Source organism: Methanoculleus sediminis (assembly GCF_001017125.1).
Taxonomy (GTDB): Archaea; Halobacteriota; Methanomicrobia; order Methanomicrobiales; family Methanoculleaceae; genus Methanoculleus; species Methanoculleus sediminis.
Genome location: NZ_JXOJ01000002.1, coordinates 873,137 through 888,811, shown reverse-complemented (window position 1 = coordinate 888,811; position 15,675 = coordinate 873,137). Strand labels below are relative to the sequence as shown.

18 protein-coding genes are annotated in these 15,675 nt (G+C 66.0%); 2 read left to right on the top strand and 16 right to left on the bottom strand.

Annotated features, from left to right (window positions below):
* Positions 1-313: 313 nt before the first annotated feature.
* Positions 314-1,246 carry an AEC family transporter gene (locus SZ63_RS07265; protein WP_052959086.1) on the top strand — a complete coding sequence of 311 codons (933 nt, stop codon included), beginning with the start codon at positions 314-316 and terminating at the stop codon, positions 1,244-1,246.
* A gap of 3 nt (positions 1,247-1,249) precedes the next feature.
* Here SZ63_RS07265 and SZ63_RS07260 read toward each other — a convergent pair whose 3' ends face one another.
* From SZ63_RS07260 to SZ63_RS07210, 12 genes are all read right to left on the bottom strand, one after another.
* Positions 1,250-2,104 (bottom strand): prenyltransferase, encoded by an 855-nt coding sequence (locus SZ63_RS07260; protein WP_048183270.1) that lies wholly within the window; start codon positions 2,102-2,104, stop codon positions 1,250-1,252.
* 6 nt (positions 2,105-2,110) lie between these two features.
* Entirely contained in the window at positions 2,111-2,935 is an 825-nt protein-coding gene (locus SZ63_RS07255; RefSeq protein ID WP_048183823.1) for a phytoene/squalene synthase family protein, read from the bottom strand.
* Between the two features lie 8 nt (positions 2,936-2,943).
* On the bottom strand, positions 2,944-4,416 hold the full coding sequence (locus tag SZ63_RS07250) for a phytoene desaturase family protein (RefSeq protein ID WP_048183267.1): 1,473 nt from the start codon (positions 4,414-4,416) through the stop codon (positions 2,944-2,946).
* Between the two features lie 103 nt (positions 4,417-4,519).
* Positions 4,520-5,254, bottom strand: coding sequence for a carotenoid biosynthesis protein (locus tag SZ63_RS12410; RefSeq protein ID WP_052959085.1), 735 nt, complete (start codon positions 5,252-5,254; stop codon positions 4,520-4,522).
* Between the two features lie 74 nt (positions 5,255-5,328).
* Positions 5,329-5,484, bottom strand: coding sequence for a hypothetical protein (locus SZ63_RS12945; protein ID WP_156168421.1), 156 nt, complete (start codon positions 5,482-5,484; stop codon positions 5,329-5,331).
* 212 nt (positions 5,485-5,696) lie between these two features.
* A complete protein-coding gene (locus tag SZ63_RS07240; RefSeq protein WP_048183264.1) occupies positions 5,697-5,903 on the bottom strand; it encodes a hypothetical protein in 207 nt (68 codons plus the stop codon).
* A gap of 187 nt (positions 5,904-6,090) precedes the next feature.
* A complete protein-coding gene (comE, locus tag SZ63_RS07235; RefSeq protein ID WP_048183261.1) occupies positions 6,091-7,212 on the bottom strand; it encodes a sulfopyruvate decarboxylase subunit beta in 1,122 nt (373 codons plus the stop codon).
* Complete coding sequence (locus SZ63_RS07230; protein ID WP_048183258.1) at positions 7,205-8,497, bottom strand: cysteate synthase; 1,293 nt, start codon at positions 8,495-8,497, stop codon at positions 7,205-7,207. Before SZ63_RS07230 ends, comE begins: the two co-directional genes overlap by 8 nt.
* Positions 8,494-9,735, bottom strand: coding sequence for a methanogenesis marker 16 metalloprotein (locus tag SZ63_RS07225; RefSeq protein ID WP_048183253.1), 1,242 nt, complete (start codon positions 9,733-9,735; stop codon positions 8,494-8,496). Before SZ63_RS07225 ends, SZ63_RS07230 begins: the two co-directional genes overlap by 4 nt.
* Positions 9,732-10,349 carry a (Fe-S)-binding protein gene (locus SZ63_RS07220; RefSeq protein ID WP_048183250.1) on the bottom strand — a complete coding sequence of 206 codons (618 nt, stop codon included), beginning with the start codon at positions 10,347-10,349 and terminating at the stop codon, positions 9,732-9,734. The genes SZ63_RS07225 and SZ63_RS07220 overlap by 4 nt, the downstream gene beginning before the upstream one ends.
* Before the next feature lie 4 nt (positions 10,350-10,353).
* Positions 10,354-11,061, bottom strand: coding sequence for a GTP-binding protein (locus SZ63_RS07215; RefSeq protein ID WP_048183244.1), 708 nt, complete (start codon positions 11,059-11,061; stop codon positions 10,354-10,356).
* Complete coding sequence (locus tag SZ63_RS07210; protein WP_048183241.1) at positions 11,058-11,837, bottom strand: ATP-binding cassette domain-containing protein; 780 nt, start codon at positions 11,835-11,837, stop codon at positions 11,058-11,060. The genes SZ63_RS07215 and SZ63_RS07210 overlap by 4 nt, the downstream gene beginning before the upstream one ends.
* A 103-nt stretch (positions 11,838-11,940) precedes the next feature.
* Here SZ63_RS07210 and SZ63_RS07205 point away from each other — a divergent pair, with 103 nt between their 5' ends.
* Positions 11,941-12,426: a helix-turn-helix domain-containing protein gene (locus SZ63_RS07205; protein WP_048183238.1), complete on the top strand. Its 486-nt coding sequence runs from the start codon at positions 11,941-11,943 to the stop codon at positions 12,424-12,426.
* Positions 12,427-12,440: 14 nt separating this feature from the next.
* Here SZ63_RS07205 and SZ63_RS07200 read toward each other — a convergent pair whose 3' ends face one another.
* The 4 genes from SZ63_RS07200 to SZ63_RS07185 all read right to left on the bottom strand — a co-directional run bounded on the left by SZ63_RS07200 (position 12,441) and on the right by SZ63_RS07185 (position 15,667).
* On the bottom strand, positions 12,441-13,253 hold the full coding sequence (locus SZ63_RS07200; protein WP_048183235.1) for a hypothetical protein: 813 nt from the start codon (positions 13,251-13,253) through the stop codon (positions 12,441-12,443).
* A gap of 1 nt (position 13,254) precedes the next feature.
* Positions 13,255-14,340 carry a carboxypeptidase regulatory-like domain-containing protein gene (locus SZ63_RS07195; RefSeq protein ID WP_082122682.1) on the bottom strand — a complete coding sequence of 362 codons (1,086 nt, stop codon included), beginning with the start codon at positions 14,338-14,340 and terminating at the stop codon, positions 13,255-13,257.
* A gap of 281 nt (positions 14,341-14,621) precedes the next feature.
* Positions 14,622-15,164 (bottom strand): hypothetical protein, encoded by a 543-nt coding sequence (locus SZ63_RS07190; RefSeq protein ID WP_048183229.1) that lies wholly within the window; start codon positions 15,162-15,164, stop codon positions 14,622-14,624.
* Between the two features lie 56 nt (positions 15,165-15,220).
* Positions 15,221-15,667 carry a hypothetical protein gene (locus SZ63_RS07185; RefSeq protein WP_048183226.1) on the bottom strand — a complete coding sequence of 149 codons (447 nt, stop codon included), beginning with the start codon at positions 15,665-15,667 and terminating at the stop codon, positions 15,221-15,223.
* Positions 15,668-15,675 lie beyond the last annotated feature (8 nt).

The following is a 15,675-nucleotide window of genomic DNA, read 5'->3' as shown; positions in this document are numbered from 1 at the left end:
GGTCGTTAAAACATATAAAATCGGCAGGCATCGTTCGGCTGGAACCGAACACATCATAAACCTTCTTATGGCAGGACAATAATCCCCGCCCCTGGAGACAGGACCCGCCGACACCCACAGTCCCGGACAGCCACACCCCTCCCCTCTACGCGGGCGAGGCGCCCTCTGTGCGAGGAACACGCCGCGATCCCGAAAAACCCCGCTCTAAAACCCGGGCAGGCTCCCGCTCGCTCACTGCACCCCATACCCCCCGAGCAGAACCGTAAAGGGGTACCGGCGCCCACCTTGATGAACCGGACGGAGCGGAGCCCTTATGAACGGCGCGATCATGGATTTCCTGATAGTTGCAGACCAGATCTTCATCCTGGTACTCCTGATCGCCGCGGGCTACGTCGCCGTCTCCGCAAAGATCGTCGATCCCCGGGCCACCCGGGGGCTTTCGGGACTCCTCATCAACATCACCATCCCGGCGCTGATCGTCGCCTCGATGCAGGTGCCCTTCACCCCGGAGCGCCTCGTCGGCGCCGAGACCCTGATCCTCGCGACCGGGGCGCTCTACGTCTTCTCGTTCGCCCTCGCCTGGGCGGTCTCGAAAGCCATGCGGGTCCCGGCCGCGGAGGAAGGAGTCCTCCAGTTCGCGATCGTCTTCGGGAACGTCGGGTTCATGGGGTTCCCGGTCGCCCTGACGCTTTTTGGGGAGGATTCCCTTTTCTACGTCGCCATCTTCAACCTATTCTTCAACGTCCTGGTCTTCTCGGTCGGGATCGCGATGCTGACCGAAGGAAGGGGAAAGGGGTTCGACCCGCGGCTGCTCGCGAACCCCGGGATCGCGGCCTCCGTCGTCGGGCTCGCCCTCTTCCTCGGCTCGGTGGAGATCCCGAGCCCCTTCATCGACTCGATCGACCTTCTCGGAGGGGTGACGACGCCGCTTGCGATGATCATCGTCGGGGCGATGCTCGCGACCTTCCCGACCCGGGAGATGGTCGGGAACTGGCGGATCTGGGTCGCGAGCGCCGTCCTCCTCCTCGCCGTCCCGGCGGCCTACTGCTGCCTCTTCGCCCCGATCTTTGCCGACCCCTACATCAACGGGATCATGATCACGATGGCCGCGATGCCCGCCGCGGCGAACACCGTCATCTTCGCCGAGCAGTACGGCGCCGATTCCCGACTCGCGTCGCAGATCGTCTTCGTCTCGACGATCGGGTCGCTCATCACCATCCCGCTCGTCACGACGGTGCTGCTGTAGGCTCTACCATGCCACCGTCCGGAGGGTCGCGAGGAGAAAGACCAGCCCCCCGAGGCCGGTGTTGACGAAAGGGAGGTACCAGTAGACCCGGTCGATGGAGAAGCCTTCCCGGAGGAGGAGGGCGAGCGGAACGGCCGGGTAGATCAGGACGAGCAGGCTCAAGGGGTGAAGACCGGAGAGCCAGATGACGAGGGCGGCAAGCCCCGACCAGAACGCGAGGCAGAGGAGGAGCGAGCGCCGTTCCCGGAGCACGACGGCCGTCGTTGTCATCCCCGCGGCCGCATCGCAGCCGATGTCGGGGATAGCGGAGAAGAGGTGCATCGCGGCGACGTGAAGGTAGCCGGCGAGGACGAGAGCAGGCGGCGGGAGGGTGCCGCTCGCGAGGTAGTAACCGAGGATCCCCGGAACCACGTAGAGCATGTTCGAGGAGAAGTCGAGGACCGGTACCTCCTTGAACCGGAGCGGCGGAGCGCTGTAGAAGTAGGAGAGGAAGAGGAACGCAAGGAGGAGCGCCTTTCCGACGGTGTCGAGCACGAAAAAGAGCGCGAGGCTGACGCCGCCCGCGAACCCGAGGAGGACAAGCAGGTCCCGACCGTCCGCCTCGCTGATACGGTACTCCTTCACGTCCTTTTTGGGGTTGAACCGGTCGGTATCCCGGTCCCACCAGTCGTTCACACCGTAGATCAGGAGGTTTGCCGGGAGGAAGAAGTAGAGCAGGAACAGGATGTAGTCAGGCTCGAAGAACGCCGACCAGGAGTCCATCCCGAGGGCGTAGCCTACCACGTAGGTCCCGCCGGTGTAGATCCAGAACCGGAACCGCGAGACCCGCCAGGCGAGCGAGAGGAGCCGCGGCGCCATGGCCCGTCACGCCTTTAAGGTGTTCGAGGCTGCCCCGGAGACGATCCGGATCACCGACGGCTTCACCTTCCGCCGATGGACGACGGCCGGGTCGCGTTCTATCGTTCGGGCCGTCCAGCGATACATGTCCGACGCAGTCCGGATCGGGATCCGGTAACGCCGGGGGATGTACCGAAACCCTGCTTCCGCCCCCTCCTGCCACTCCCGGTAGCGCCGAAGCTGGAACCGGACAAACGCCGCAAACCTCCGGGGGTTACGGGAGGCGGAGATTGCCGAGAGGTCGTCGAGCCCGAACGCCTCCATCTCCTGGTGGGGGAAGTAGGTCCGGCCGAGAGCGAGGTCCTCTGCGATGTCGCGGATGAAGTTGACGTACTGCATCGCCCGGCCGAGGTTCTGTGCTGCAGGGTAGGATTCCGGTGGGAGGTCGAGGACCCGGGCCATCATCAACCCGATCACCCCGGACGAACCGTAGAGGTAGCCCTCGAGATCCCGGATCGTCCGGTAGGAGCCGACCGTGATGTCGCTCTCCATGGAGCGGAGAAACGCCGTTGTCCACGCCGGATCGAAGCCTTTGCGCCCGGAAAGCTCGACGAACGAGTCGATCACCACGTCTCCCGTCGCCTCCCCGGCCATCGCCATGGCGTAGCGGTCGGTGAAGGCGTAGAACTCCTCGACCTCCTGCGGCACCGCGTCCACGTAATCGTCGGCGGTGCGGACGAAACTGTAGAGCGAAAAGACATCCTCCCGCACCCCCGGCGGGAAGAAGAGGGTCGAGTAGAAGTAGGTCCTGCTCCCCCGCCTGAAGATCCCGTAGATGGTCCGGTCGATCACGATGCACCTCACTGATACCGATCGATCAACTCGCGGGCGACTATCTGGGAGGATATCAGGGTCATCGGCACCCCGATCCCCGGGTGGGTGTACTGGCCGGTGTAGTAGAGGTTCCTGACACGCTTGCTCCGGTGTGAAGGGCGCCAGAGCGCCGTCTGCCGGAGGGTGTGGGAGAGACCGAGCGCCGTGCCCCGGTAGGCGTTGTAGCGGTTCGAGAAGTCCGAGAGCGCGAAGATTCGCCGGGCCACGACCGAGTCCCGGATATTCTCGCCGAGGATCTCCTCCATCCGGCTCATGAGGTGGTCGTAGAACCGCTCGCGGAGGTCCGGGGTATCCTCGATGCCGGGGGCGAGGGGCGCGAGGACGAAGAGGGTATCGGTGCCTTCCGGGGCGGCGGTCGTATCCGTCCGCGAGGGGACGTTGACGTAGAACGAGGGGCTTTTCGGCCAGGCTGCTTTTTTGGGGTCGAAGATCGTCTCGAACCCCTCCTCCCAGTCGGGCTCGAGGAAGATGTTGTGGTGGGCGAGCCCTTCGACCACCCGGTCGACGCCGAGGTAGGCGACGAACGTGGACGGGGCGAGGACCTTCTTCTCCCAGTAGGAGGCGGGGTATGACCGCGAGCCTTCGGGGAGGAGGGAGAGTTCGGTGAACGGGTAGTCCGCGTTCACCACGACGACGTCGGTTTCGTGCGCCCCAAGGGGGGTGACAACCCTCCGGGCGAGCCCCCCTTCCACGTCGATCGCGGTCGCCGGTTCGTTGTAGCGGTACTCGACCCCGAACTCCCGGCCGAGCGAGACAAGGGCCTCGACCACCGCCCGCATGCCCCCTTCCGGGTACCACACGCCCAGGTTCAGGTCGATGTGCGTCATGATGTGGTAGAACGAGGGGGTGTTTCTCGGCGAGCCGCCGAGGAAGCCGATGGAGTACTGCACGACCTTGCGGGCCTCGTCGCTCGCAAACCGCTTCTTGACGAAGGACTCCAGGTTCTCGAAGGGACGGAGTTTTCTCCCCCCGGCAAGGAGCCGCCGGTCGAAGAAGTCGAAGATGCTCCGGTAGTCCCGGTAAAGGAGGTCGCTCATGGTGATCCCATAGGTCTCCTCCGACTCGGCAAGGTAACTTCGGAGTTTCTCGGCCCCTCCGGGTTCGAACGACTCGAAGAGATCGTAGTTCTTTCCGAGGTCGGCCGAGACGTCCGCGACCCGCTCGTCGGCGAAGAAGACCCGGTACGAGGGGTCGAGTCTCGCGAGCGGGAAGTAGTTCGTGGGGCTTTTCCCGAACTCCGCGAAGAACCGGTCATAGACGTCGGGCATCAGGTACCAGGACGGCCCCATATCGAACGTAAACCCGTTATCGCGGTGTACGCTCGCCCGGCCTCCGGGCTGCTCGTTCTTTTCGATCACCGTGACGTCAAAGCCGCCCTTCGCAAGAAGGGCGGCGACAGAGAGACCCCCGAACCCGGCTCCAACGATTACAGCCCGCATAATTCCCCCCTTCCAGAACGGAAAACGGGTGCAGGAAGACACAGGTGGCATATATATTTTGGTGTCAGGGATCGTCACGGGAGACTCACCGGCGATGCGGTGCTCACCGCGAGGGATCGCCGCCGAAGACGACCGGAAGGGTCGCAAGGGCGAGCGCGGCCCCGAGGAGCGCCGGAACGCCGAGGCCGTTCCGGGCAAGGTAGCCGGTCCAGAACGCGAGGATCAGAAGAAGGCCCGCCGCTACCGTCCCGGGGATCGCTCGATCGCCCGCGACGAGCCGGAAGAGGGCGATGTAGACCGCTCCGGTCAGGACCCAGCCCGCGAAGTTCGAGACCGGCACGCCGTAGTAGGCACCGCCGTCGGTCCAGACCCAGAGGCCGGCGTGGACGACCGCCGGGTCGATGACGAGGTCAACGAGGAGGAGGGCGAGGACCCCGGCCGGGACCAGCCGGCTCCAGGATGTCCCGACGGCGGCCCCGGCGAGGGTCACCGCCCCGAGCAGCATCGGGAGGTAGGCGAAGGCGACCGTCCATGGGACGAGACCGAAGACCCGGTAGCCGAGGTCGGCCGAATACGTGAACCGGCCATACGGGATACCGGTCGCGACGGCATACGCCTCGACGGCGAGCGGAAGGAGGCTCAAAAGGAGGAGAAGCGCGATGCCGCGGGCGGGCCCGAGCCAGCGGACGAGGGCAAGGTACGAGGGGAGGGCGAGCCCGACCAGGAAGATTATCGGGACGGCGGGCGGAACCGCCGGATCGTCGAACCGGACCACCAGGAAGGCGGCGAGGAAGAGGGCGAGGGCGGTGAGGAGAAGCGCCGCCCGGGTGATGCGCATGGGCGGGGGAGGGCGGCGGCGGGGATAAAGGTTGACCGGTATGACCGGGTCTGCCGTGCCCCGGTCGCCGCCGGCTACGCCCCGGTCCGCCCCGCGACGTCACTCGCGACCAGGATCAGCGCCACCACTGCGGCGATGACGAGCATCAGGACCCACTGGTAGGTGACGGCTGCATACAGGCCGGCCGCGATGCCGGCGAGCACCAGAAGGATGAGATATTTGCGTCCCATAATAGATCACCTCACGACCGCTCTTTTAACGAGCAGGCCCAGGAGAGATACTCCGGTTCCCGGTCTCGTCAGAGGTAGATGCTTCCGACAATAACATGATATTCGGCCGGAACCGGGACAACCCCGGACGCCGTGCCGGGGGACGGTCACGTTCACCCCCGCCGTCCGGGTATCCTCCGCAACAACCCGTGTCGTCTCTCCCCTGAGTACGATCACTCGCCTATCTTTCGCAGTTTCAGGCCGAAACAGACAACGGACAGGGTCAATACCGCGGCATACACCGCTCCGATCAAAAGCCGCGGGTCAGGCTCAATCCAGATCTTCAGGGAAGAGACGACCATCCACAGGGGGAGGAACGCCAGGACGATGACCGGAACCGAAAGGGCTCTCAAAATTTGGTTGGACGTATCTTTATCCATGAGAGATCCTCCAGAGAAGTAAGCCGGCGTACACCGGGATTCATGGTAAGTGTGTCAATATTCTTCTATATACCCCTTCTGTGCCGTTCATCTGCACATCAGGCCTTTCGGATCGATTCTGGATCAAAAAGCAACCGTTATGGCCCGAAAAACCGGCGCCGCGCCGAACGGCAGAAGAGGCTACAAATCACCCCCTGATCGCCCGCATAAACCGTTCCCGGATCTCCACCGGGGCGAGCGGGATGTTTCCGACCGCCGCATTCCCGGGCTTTAAGACCACATGGATGAAGTTCGGGCCCCGCCTCCGGCTCTCCCAGGCCTCCGCGAGTTCTTCTTCGTCCTGCACCTTGCAGGTCCGCCGGATCCCGGCGGCACGGGCGAGGAGTTCCATGTCCACCAGCCCGGAGGCCGGGGTCGGCTGGTTCCCGGTGCTCCCGAAGGCCCCGTTGTCCAGGCAGACGATCGTGAGGTTCTCCGGGGATTCCGCCGCCACCACCGGGAGGACCGCGGTCCCGAGCAGGCTCCCGTCGCCGTCGAGGACGACGACGTCTCTATCCGTCGCGAGCGAGAGCCCGAGCCCGATCGGCGTCGCCTGGGTGTAACTCCCGAGCATGTAGAAGTTCAGGTCCCGGTCGCGGGCCGCGTAGAGCTCCTTTGAGGGGACCCCGATGTTCGCGACGACCGCTTCCCCATCCAGGCTGTCGGCGATAGCCCGGATTGCGTCGTTCCGGGCCATCACCGGTTCCCGGAAGGTTCGCCGGTACTCGAGCGCCGACTCGCGGGCCCGGGGCGGGGGCGGCTGCTCCGCCGGGCAGGCCTCCTCCGTTCCCTCCCAGAACGAGGGGAGGATCAGCCCCACGTGCGGCCGCATGGAATCGTAGGCGTCCTGGACGACCTCATCGATCAATCCCTCATCCGAAGGGTCGCGGATGATCGTATGCGGGATCCCGAGCGCACGGAGCACCTCCGGAACCGCCCGGTTGAACGGCACCTGGGCCGGGATCGCCTCCCGGTAGATCCCCCGCCAGCTCGCGAGGATCGGGAGGGGGAGGCCGAAGGTGACGGTGAGGGACATAATGGCGTTCAAGGAGTTGCCGAGCCCCGAGCTCTGCATGTGAAGCACCGGCCGTGCTCCGGCCATCGCGAGCCCTGCGCAGATCCCGACACCGTCCTCCTCCCGGGTGAGGTCGACCGAGTGGAACCGCTCCGGGATCCGGGCGCAGAGGTCCTGCGTCCGGTCGCAGGGGAGGCTCGCCACGGTATCGACCCCGAGGGCGGCGAGCCGGTCGAGGACGCATCCTTCACGCACGGACAACCACCTCCTGCTCCGCGAGCCACCCCCGGACGGCGTCCCGCACATCCCCTGCGAAGGCCTCACCGGCCCGGACCCGGATGTAGGGCTCGACCGGGTAGCGGTCGAGGTCTTCGGCCGCACGCTCGTAGCCGCCGCCGGTGACGTTCAGGAGGACGTGGTCATCCGGACCGATGCGTCCCTCCTCCGCCGCCCGGGCGAGCGAGGCGACCGCGACCGCCGCCGCCGGGTCGAGGTCGATCCCCTCGGTATCGGCAAAGAGTCTCCCGGCGGACCGGGCGTCGTCGTTTGCGACCGCATACATCCTCCCGCCCGAGGCCAGAAGTGCGTCGTAGACCCCGCCCCGGACCCCCCAGGGTGGGTGGCGGTTCGTCAGGACGTCGGCGGAGACCCGGGCGATAGAGGCCTCGGTATCGGGCATATCCACTTCAGGAACGACCTCCTGCCTCCCCGCCTCCCATGCCCGGACCATCGGGACGAAGGGGAGGTTCTGGGAGAGGTGGAGGGCCGGGAGGCGGGAGCCGAACCGCCCGTCGGCGACGAGCCGCTCCGCCGCCTCCCATGCGGCGATCCCCCCGGTCCCGCTCCCGACCGCCTGGAAGTAGCAGTCGGGGAGCCGGCCGGCGGCGAGGGTCCCGTTCAGCATCACCGTCCCCATCCCGTCACGCCGGGCGACGTTCTTCGCCCCGCCCTCGGGAACGATCCCCGGGAGGGAGCAGACCTCCCGCCCGAACGCGATCGAGTCGGAGTAGTCCCCGTCCACCGTGATGAGGCAGACGTTCGGAGACTCGACGGTCGTCCAGAGCCGGTCGGCGGCGGATGCCGGGACCACCACCACGACCGGGGCCCCGGTCAGCGCCGAGACCTGGCAGAAGGCCCGGCCGGTGTTTCCCGCCGAGGAGACCTGGAGGACCCCGGCCCCCTTCTCCCGGAGGCGGAGAACCGTCGGCTGTGCCTCGAGCTCCTTGAACGAGCAGGTCTCCATCCGCCCGCCCCGCTCGGGCCAGTAGCCCGAGAAGGTGACGGTGAGGTGGGAGAGCCCGAGTTCCCGGGCGAGACCGACGCTCTCGTAGGAGACCGGGCCGGCGTCGAGGCGGAGGTGGCCCTCGATGGGGAGCCACTCGGTGTAGCGAAATATGCCGGGGAGGTCACGGGGCGTGAGCCGGCGCTCGGCGTAGACCGTCCGGAGGAGGGCGTCGCACCCCGACGGGCAGTCGAGGGTGTAGTTGTCCGGGAACGGCCGGCCGCACCCCGGGCACCGGAGGAGGTACTTCTCCCTCACCGCATCGCGCCCCCGGTGAAGGTGAATCGGCCGTCGAGGACCATCTCTTTTAAGTCCCGGCAGAGGTCTTCGGCGAGCGTCCGGCCCGACTGGCGCAGCGTGATCGGCACCTTCCGTCCCCGGACCCGGAGCGAGCCCTCCCCGGCCTCGAGAGCGTTGTTCGGGCAGGCGGCAAGACAGGCGGTGCAGGCGAGGCAGCGGTCGCGGTCGATCCCGGTCTCGCGGGCAAACGCGCCCGTCGGGCAGACCGCGGCCGCGGCACAGGCCGAGCATCCCTCGCACCACTCCGGATAGTAGGTCACCTCCCTATCAGGCCGCTGCCAGACGTCGGCGTAGGTCGCCTCGTCGAGGACGGTGCGGGTGTTGATGTCGGCGACCGGGAGGGGGATATCCTCGTCGAGGACGCGGAGGGCCGCGACCTGCCGGTCGTCGAGGACCGGGATCGCGATGCCGAGGCTCGTGATGCACTCCGGCCCGGCGGAGGTCTTGAACCCACCCATGTAGCGAGGCTGCATCCCGGCCATATCGGCGATGACCGTGAGGTTCGGCCGCTCGGGGGTACTCCGGGTCCCTTCCCCGGTCACCAGCCCGGCCGAACCGTTCAGGAGGATCGGCGTCCCGTCCCGGATCGCGAGTCGTGCGGGATCGTTCTGGAGGGGATTGATCTCGCCGCACCCGCTGACCGAGACCTCCCGGCAGGGCCCCTCGAGCCCGGTGACCGAGAAGATCGTCGTCACCCGGCTCGGCCGGGTGTTGAGGTAGGCGGTGTAGTTCTTGAAGGCGCTCCGGGTGGTGAAGATCCGGGCGTAGGCGAAGTCCTCGAGGGTCACCCGCGCCTCGATCGAGCGGTCGGCAGCCTCCACCAGCACCTCGATCTCGCGGCCCTCGACGATATCGCGGAAGAGGTGGCCGCCCCCGTAGCCCGCCCCGGCATGGGCGGTCCCGGAGACGATCAGGTCGACGAGCCCGAGACGCTCGTTCGGGCAGGGGCCGGGCATGCAGGGGACACCGTTCAGCCAGGCCCGGTCCGCCCGCTCGAAGGTGCCCGGCGCCGCCACCGGGACCGAGAGGATCGCCGCGGTCCCCGACATCACGCCAGAGGTTCCCGTGGTGACCACGTCGACCTCTGCGGCCGTGACGTCCGCACCCTCGCGGACGAGACGCTTGAACTCCGCGGCCGTGTAGACGACCGCCGAACCATTCCGGATCTTCTCGTCGATCTCTGTTATCGTCTTCATAACCTGATATCCTCCACCCGCACATGGAGACCCGAGGACTGTGCGAGAATCATATTCACGACACCCGTATGCGTAAGGTTCATCATGCAGTAGCCGGGCAGGAACCGCTGCCGCATCCCGAAGACCGGTTCCTGACGCACCGTCCGGGCAATCCCCTCGAAACCGACGATGTGGTAGGCTTCAACGTCCTTAAATTCTCCGCCCCGCGAGGCCTCCGGGCCGACGACCAGGCAGGTGAGGAGGCCGCTTACCGGGCTTGCATGGAGGACCGAGAGGACGTGCTGGACCGGGCATCCCGCGCCGGCCGGCCTCCCGACGACGATATCCCCGGCCGCAATCCCCCACTTCTCTACGAGGTCCGGGCGGAAGGGCAGCACGATCTTCCGGGCCGAAACCTCGCCTGGCAGGGGATCGAGGATAAAGTCGTACTCGCCGCCGAGGACGTCCCGGCCGGTATGAAGGGTCTCGCCCTCGAACCGGGGGGAGGGGGTCCCGGCGGGGTAGAAGACGCAGTCTTCAAGATCCTTCTCCCCGCGCCGGACCCGTTGGAGGAACGCCTCGCAGGTCGGGGCGCCGCAGGCCCCGCAGTCCTTCCCGGGTGGGTCCCATGCCACCGGATCAGTCCCCCCGGAAGAGATAGTCTGCGTCCTCAAGCCTCCGGACGACCCCGAAGTGGTGCTGCCACCCGATCTCGGTCTTCCCGATGCAGACGGTGCAGACCCCGAGCGGCGGCGCACCCCGGAGGACGATTGTATCGGGATCGGTTATCGGCGGGCAGTCCTCGATCGCCCGGATGAGGTAGCGCATCCCGGTCCCCTGGACGGCGTTCGTCTCGACGATGTCGAGGTCCGGGTTCACCTCCCGGATCCGCTCCCGGAAGACCTCCTTCTCGGCCTGTGAGACCAGGTCGATCCGGGTCACGACCGCGATGTCGGCGAGCCCGAGCATCGCGGCCATCTTCAGAGGCGTGTTCGTGCCGGAAACCGCGGAGAGGACGACGATCCCGAGCGCCTGCGTCGTGTAGGGGGAGCAGCGCAGGCAGAGCCCGGCGCTCTCGACCAGGAGGAGGTCGGCCCCCTCCCCTTCGGCCCAGGCGATGGCGTCCCGCATCACCATCACCCCGGCGTGGTCCGGGCAGAGGTCGCCGGAGCAGACCTTCCGTGCCGGTATCCCGAACTCGGCCGCGAGTTCCTCGTCCTCGAACGCCCGGACGACGTCGATCTTCAGGTAAGCGATCCGGTACCGGTCCAGAAGGGTGCGGATGATCTGCCGCACGACGGCGGTCTTCCCGGCGGACGGCGGTCCCGCAACGACGGCGAGCCTCATGCCCCGACCGGTCCCGTGATCAGGTCGCCCGCCCGGATCTGCTCGCGCATCCGGCGGAGGATTCCGTCGAGGCGAAGCGCCTCCCGGAGCGCCTCATTCTCGCGGTCGAGGGGCTCGATCACCCGTTCGACCGCCCCGTCCCGCATGACGATCCGCCGGGCGGAGAGAAGGGAGACCAGAGGATCGTGCGTGACGAAGATGACCGCCTTCCCACCGGCCCGGAGCACCTCGATCACCCGCTCCTTGAAGATCCCTGCGTTCTCCACCTCATCGAGGAGGAGGACCGGAGCAGCCGCGATAAGGACGGCGTCCGCGACGAGGAGCGACCGGGTCTGCCCCCCGGAGAGCGCGGTCATCCGGGCGCCGGCCCGGATCTCCTCGCCCGTGAACTCGTTTGCAAGATCGATCGTCCTCTCGACAATCCCGTCGTCGGCGATCCTGCGGGACCGGACGTGCATCGCAAGGAACTCTGCAACAGTGAGGTCGGCGAGGCACCGGGTGTTCTGGGTGATCAGGGCGACGGGCTTGTGCGCCGGGTCGCGGACGAACTCTTCGGGAGGGTATTCCCCGTTGACAAGGACGGTGCGTCCCGTGGCAGTGTCGTTCCGGGCGAAGACCTCGATATCGTTGATGAGGGCGCTCTTCCCCGAACCGGTGGGGCCGACGACTGATATTGTATCGCCCGGGCGGATGACGATCGCCTCGAACCGCTCCGGTTCGCCGTTCCGGTTCCGGCCGGGGAGGATCGTGATCTCGCGGATGGGTGAGGGGTCCATGCGGGAGGGTCGTCATGCAGGAAGATAAGGATTGTTCTCCATAGCGGAACTCTTAACCGAATCAGGAAAAACATTATCTCATAGATATGACTATAGTAGAACAATGCTCTCGCGAAAGATCTTCGAAGCCGACTTTGCCGACGCGCTCCAGGAGGAACTCGCCCGGCAGGATATGAGCATCCGCGATCTCGCGGAACGGGCCGGGATCCCGCCCGCAACCCTCTACAAGCTCACGTCGGGCAGGGCGGACCCGCGCCTCTCGACCGTCCGGCGGATAGTGAACGTCCTCGAGCCCCGGGAGAAGAGTTTCATCGCGGTGATCGCAGCCCGGTTCCTGCTCGACGAGATCGACAACCGTAACTTCGCCATCGGCGGGAAGCAATACCACATCCGGGGCTATGCGGCCGATTCCCTTGAAGAGTGCATCATCGCCGCCGTCCGGGCGGACAAGGAGGGGGCGCTCGGGATCATCTGCGCACCCATCCTCGCGCCGATCGTGGAGAAGATCGCCGACTGCCCGGTCGCGATCATCAAGCCGCAGCAGCAGACGCTTATCGAAGCGATCGAGACGATAGCAAAGAGGGTTTAGGGGACCGGTGCGACCTAACTCTCGATGAAGTCGATCACGTAGTAGTTCCCGCGATACTCCGCGATCCTCCCCCGGTAACCATTCATGATGCGCATCGTCTCGCTCTCGGAGAGCGGCACCTCCATAAAGCCGGTGCGAAGGGTCTCGTTCACTCTGGGGAGGCGGGCGAGATCGGCATCCGTGAGCGGGACGACCTCGTGGCCGGCACTCAAGAAGTCGGCTTCCGTCCAACCTGCAGGGTATCCGGAATCTTCCAGATCCCCGTTGCTGATGTTGTAGAGCGTGAGATAGCAGCCGCTCAACCCTTTCACGTCTGCGGAGGAGAAGAGATAGTGGAGGACCTTCCCCGGGGATTCGGTGTCGTACCGCCCGGTGCTCTCCACCCAGTATGCGACGCCGCCGGTCTCGAAATAACCGCGAAGGACGTCGCCTCTGATGGTCAGATGCGCCCTGCCGTCCCCGGAAAGGGTGCCGGTGAAGGAGCCGGTGCCGTGCAACGACCCCTCGAGAACCGCCGGGCAGCCCTGCACGGCGATATGCACCGCCAGCGGTTCGCCGGAAAGCAGGTGATCCCGGATACCCTCTGTATCGTAGACCGCGAGTTCGTAACGCAGGATCGAGGAGAGGATATCCACGCCCTCGACCGGGGTATCCCTCTTCTCCGTGAAGAAGTCGATATGGACCAGGGCCTGATCCTGTGGGGCAATCTGCTCATGCGAGATTATGGGGACCTCGGTGACGGGCGCGAAAGCCGCAAACCCCGCCGCCAGCGCCGTGACCGCGGCGGTGAGGAGGAGTGCCGGGATTACTGAGCCGCTCTCTGTCATCTCACCGCCTCTTCCGGCCGATGAGGAGGAAGACCCCCAAAAGCGAGAGAACCGCGAGCGCGGGACCGAACCCCGGGACCGTCCGGCTCGACGGTTCCAGTTCCAGGTCGAGGGTGTTTGTTGGGTTCTCGAAGACGAACCCCTCCCGGATGGTGGAGTAGCCCTCCTTCTCGACAGTGACCGTCTGCCGGTGGCCGGGAGCGGTTATCTGGTAGCGGCCGTCCTCGTCCGTGGTGACCGCTGCGAGGGGTTCGTCGAGCGTAAACACCGACTCGAACCGAACCAGTGCACCGGGAACCGGGTTGCCGCCGGTATCCGTCACCCTGCCCGAGACGGCGATCGCCGGGGGCGGCGGGAGACCGATACGGACGGTCACGTTCACGGTCTTCTCGGCCAGGGGTCCATGGGTGTCCGCCACGACGGTGATCGTGTTCTCCCCGGCGGAGACCGGCACCGAGCAGGCGAACTCGGGCCGGTTCCCGCACGAGACCTCTCCGATCCCGCTCCGCACAACCACGTTGTGCAGACCTGCGGGGGCGTGCACCTCCCCGACGACGGCGACGCGGGGCGGCACGACGTCGATCCAGACCGTCTCACCCTCACGCGGGGAGGTGATGTTGATGGTGATCGGGTCTTCGACGGGCGGCGGATGCTCGTTGATGACGGTCAGGATGAGGTTCCCGGCCTTGCCGAAGATGAAGGTCGCATTGTCGTGATGGTAGACCCGGGAATCGTTCGGGAGCTGGTGCACCCAGGTGCAGGGCTTCTCGACACCCGCGGGGGTGGGGACTTTCGCAGAGAGTTCGTCGCTGATGGAGAGCAGCTGGTTGCCGTCGCTATCGAAGACCAGCGTCTTCTCATCCGCCGTATGAACGAGGATCGAACCGAACGGTATCCCGGTGGTCACACTCCCGTCCCACTCCGGCTGAAGGCTCAACTCCCCGGAGATGGCGATCGTCTCGATCGACTCGTTCACTTTCAGTTCCGGGATCAGGTGTTGATTGGGACCGAGATCTGCGCCTGCCGCCGGGACGGCCGCGAGCAGCAGCGCGAAGAGGAAGGTCAATGTTCTGGTTTTTCCGTTCATTTTCAATCCCTCACCGTTCAGTCCCGGTAAATCGTCCCGACCCGGTAGTACCGGCCCGATTTTTGACGGGTCGCACGACCGGACCCGCGCCCCCGGATACCGGTACCCACGCGGGAGAGGTCGACCTTCTTCTATAAACTATTTCTGTGACAATCGTCTACACGTCGGGCCTTCCCGATCGATTTTGAAGCCGAACAACGCCGCTGCGGGCCGGGAACCGGGGGCGCGCCCGTCCTCAGAGAGCGAGCACCACGTCGCCACCGTGAATGATATAAGTCACATTATCGACCGTACGACTCGTTCAGGTACAGGAGCGACGTCTCGTTGTAGGTCATGATCGGGGCGTCCCCCAGGTAGACGGTATCGGTCCCGGTCGAGAGGTCGCGGGTCTTGTAATACGTCCGGGAGGGCGTGTTCGGCACGAGCGCGGAGCCGACGAGCACCGTCCCGGCCGTCTCGTCGACAGTGACCGCAAACCGGATCTCCCCGTAGCGGATGACGAGGCTCGGGTTCCGGTTGCAGTATGGGTCGTTTCGCGGGCACGAGTGGAAGAGCACGGCAACCGATTCGGGTTTGCCGCCGTGCCGGACGAGAGCCCGTGCCCGCTCGTCGCCGAGCGCAATCCCGGCGATGTATGAGCCGTTTGTCCTGATCACCTCCGGGGTGGCTACAGGGATCTCCGATACGTCGATCTCGGGGCACCGTTGCGCCGGCGTCCCCTGCGGGCCGCCGGGAGGGGCTGGATCGGCCGTTTCGTAGGTGCAGCAGCCCGCGATACAGACCGAGACAATCAGCAGAAAAACGGCGGATGCGATCTTCATCATCTTTCGGTCTCCCCGACCGCCGACACGTAACCCGATCACCGAAGGATCCCCTCGTGTCAAGGCCACGTCGTCACCACCAGATAGTACGCCCCCTCGTACTCCAGGTGCGGGTAGACCCACGTCTCCCGGTCGGGCCCGTACGTGTCCTGGAGCGCTTTGCTCTCCGCGTAGGAGACGTTGGTTCCCCCGATGAAGCGCCGGTCACCGGCTCCCCACTCCCACACCGACGGGTTTCGCTCCTCGCCCCGGATGACCGCGTCGAGCGCCGGGTGGTCGGCAAAGTCCTTCTCGGTCAGGGGAACGACCATGCCCCACTCGGGCTGCACATCCGCGCTCTCCATGACGTAGAGCATCGGCTGCCCGCCCGAACCCTCCATCGCGTAGATGATGAGAGCGTCGGCGAGCATGAAGCCGAGCGCGACCGCGACGATCCCGATAAGGCCGCACGCGACGACGAGCCCCGCCGTTCTGAGCCGGTTGCCGGGTTTTTTACCTTCTTCCATTCTGCACC

What these genes read in the sequence shown, in the direction of transcription:
- SZ63_RS07265 (WP_052959086.1), top strand. Translation starts at nt 314, where the DNA reads ATGAACGGCGCGATCATGGATTTCCTGATAGTTGCAGACCAGATCTTC.
- SZ63_RS07260 (WP_048183270.1), bottom strand. Translation starts at nt 2,104, where the DNA reads ATGGCGCCGCGGCTCCTCTCGCTCGCCTGGCGGGTCTCGCGGTTCCGG.
- SZ63_RS07250 (WP_048183267.1), bottom strand. Translation starts at nt 4,416, where the DNA reads ATGCGGGCTGTAATCGTTGGAGCCGGGTTCGGGGGTCTCTCTGTCGCC.
- SZ63_RS12410 (WP_052959085.1), bottom strand. Translation starts at nt 5,254, where the DNA reads ATGCGCATCACCCGGGCGGCGCTTCTCCTCACCGCCCTCGCCCTCTTC.
- SZ63_RS12945 (WP_156168421.1), bottom strand. Translation starts at nt 5,484, where the DNA reads ATGGGACGCAAATATCTCATCCTTCTGGTGCTCGCCGGCATCGCGGCC.
- SZ63_RS07240 (WP_048183264.1), bottom strand. Translation starts at nt 5,903, where the DNA reads ATGGATAAAGATACGTCCAACCAAATTTTGAGAGCCCTTTCGGTTCCG.
- SZ63_RS07225 (WP_048183253.1), bottom strand. Translation starts at nt 9,735, where the DNA reads ATGAAGACGATAACAGAGATCGACGAGAAGATCCGGAATGGTTCGGCG.
- SZ63_RS07215 (WP_048183244.1), bottom strand. Translation starts at nt 11,061, where the DNA reads ATGAGGCTCGCCGTCGTTGCGGGACCGCCGTCCGCCGGGAAGACCGCC.
- SZ63_RS07210 (WP_048183241.1), bottom strand. Translation starts at nt 11,837, where the DNA reads ATGGACCCCTCACCCATCCGCGAGATCACGATCCTCCCCGGCCGGAAC.
- SZ63_RS07205 (WP_048183238.1), top strand. Translation starts at nt 11,941, where the DNA reads ATGCTCTCGCGAAAGATCTTCGAAGCCGACTTTGCCGACGCGCTCCAG.
- SZ63_RS07200 (WP_048183235.1), bottom strand. Translation starts at nt 13,253, where the DNA reads ATGACAGAGAGCGGCTCAGTAATCCCGGCACTCCTCCTCACCGCCGCG.
- SZ63_RS07195 (WP_082122682.1), bottom strand. Translation starts at nt 14,340, where the DNA reads ATGAACGGAAAAACCAGAACATTGACCTTCCTCTTCGCGCTGCTGCTC.
- SZ63_RS07190 (WP_048183229.1), bottom strand. Translation starts at nt 15,164, where the DNA reads ATGATGAAGATCGCATCCGCCGTTTTTCTGCTGATTGTCTCGGTCTGT.
- SZ63_RS07185 (WP_048183226.1), bottom strand. Translation starts at nt 15,667, where the DNA reads ATGGAAGAAGGTAAAAAACCCGGCAACCGGCTCAGAACGGCGGGGCTC.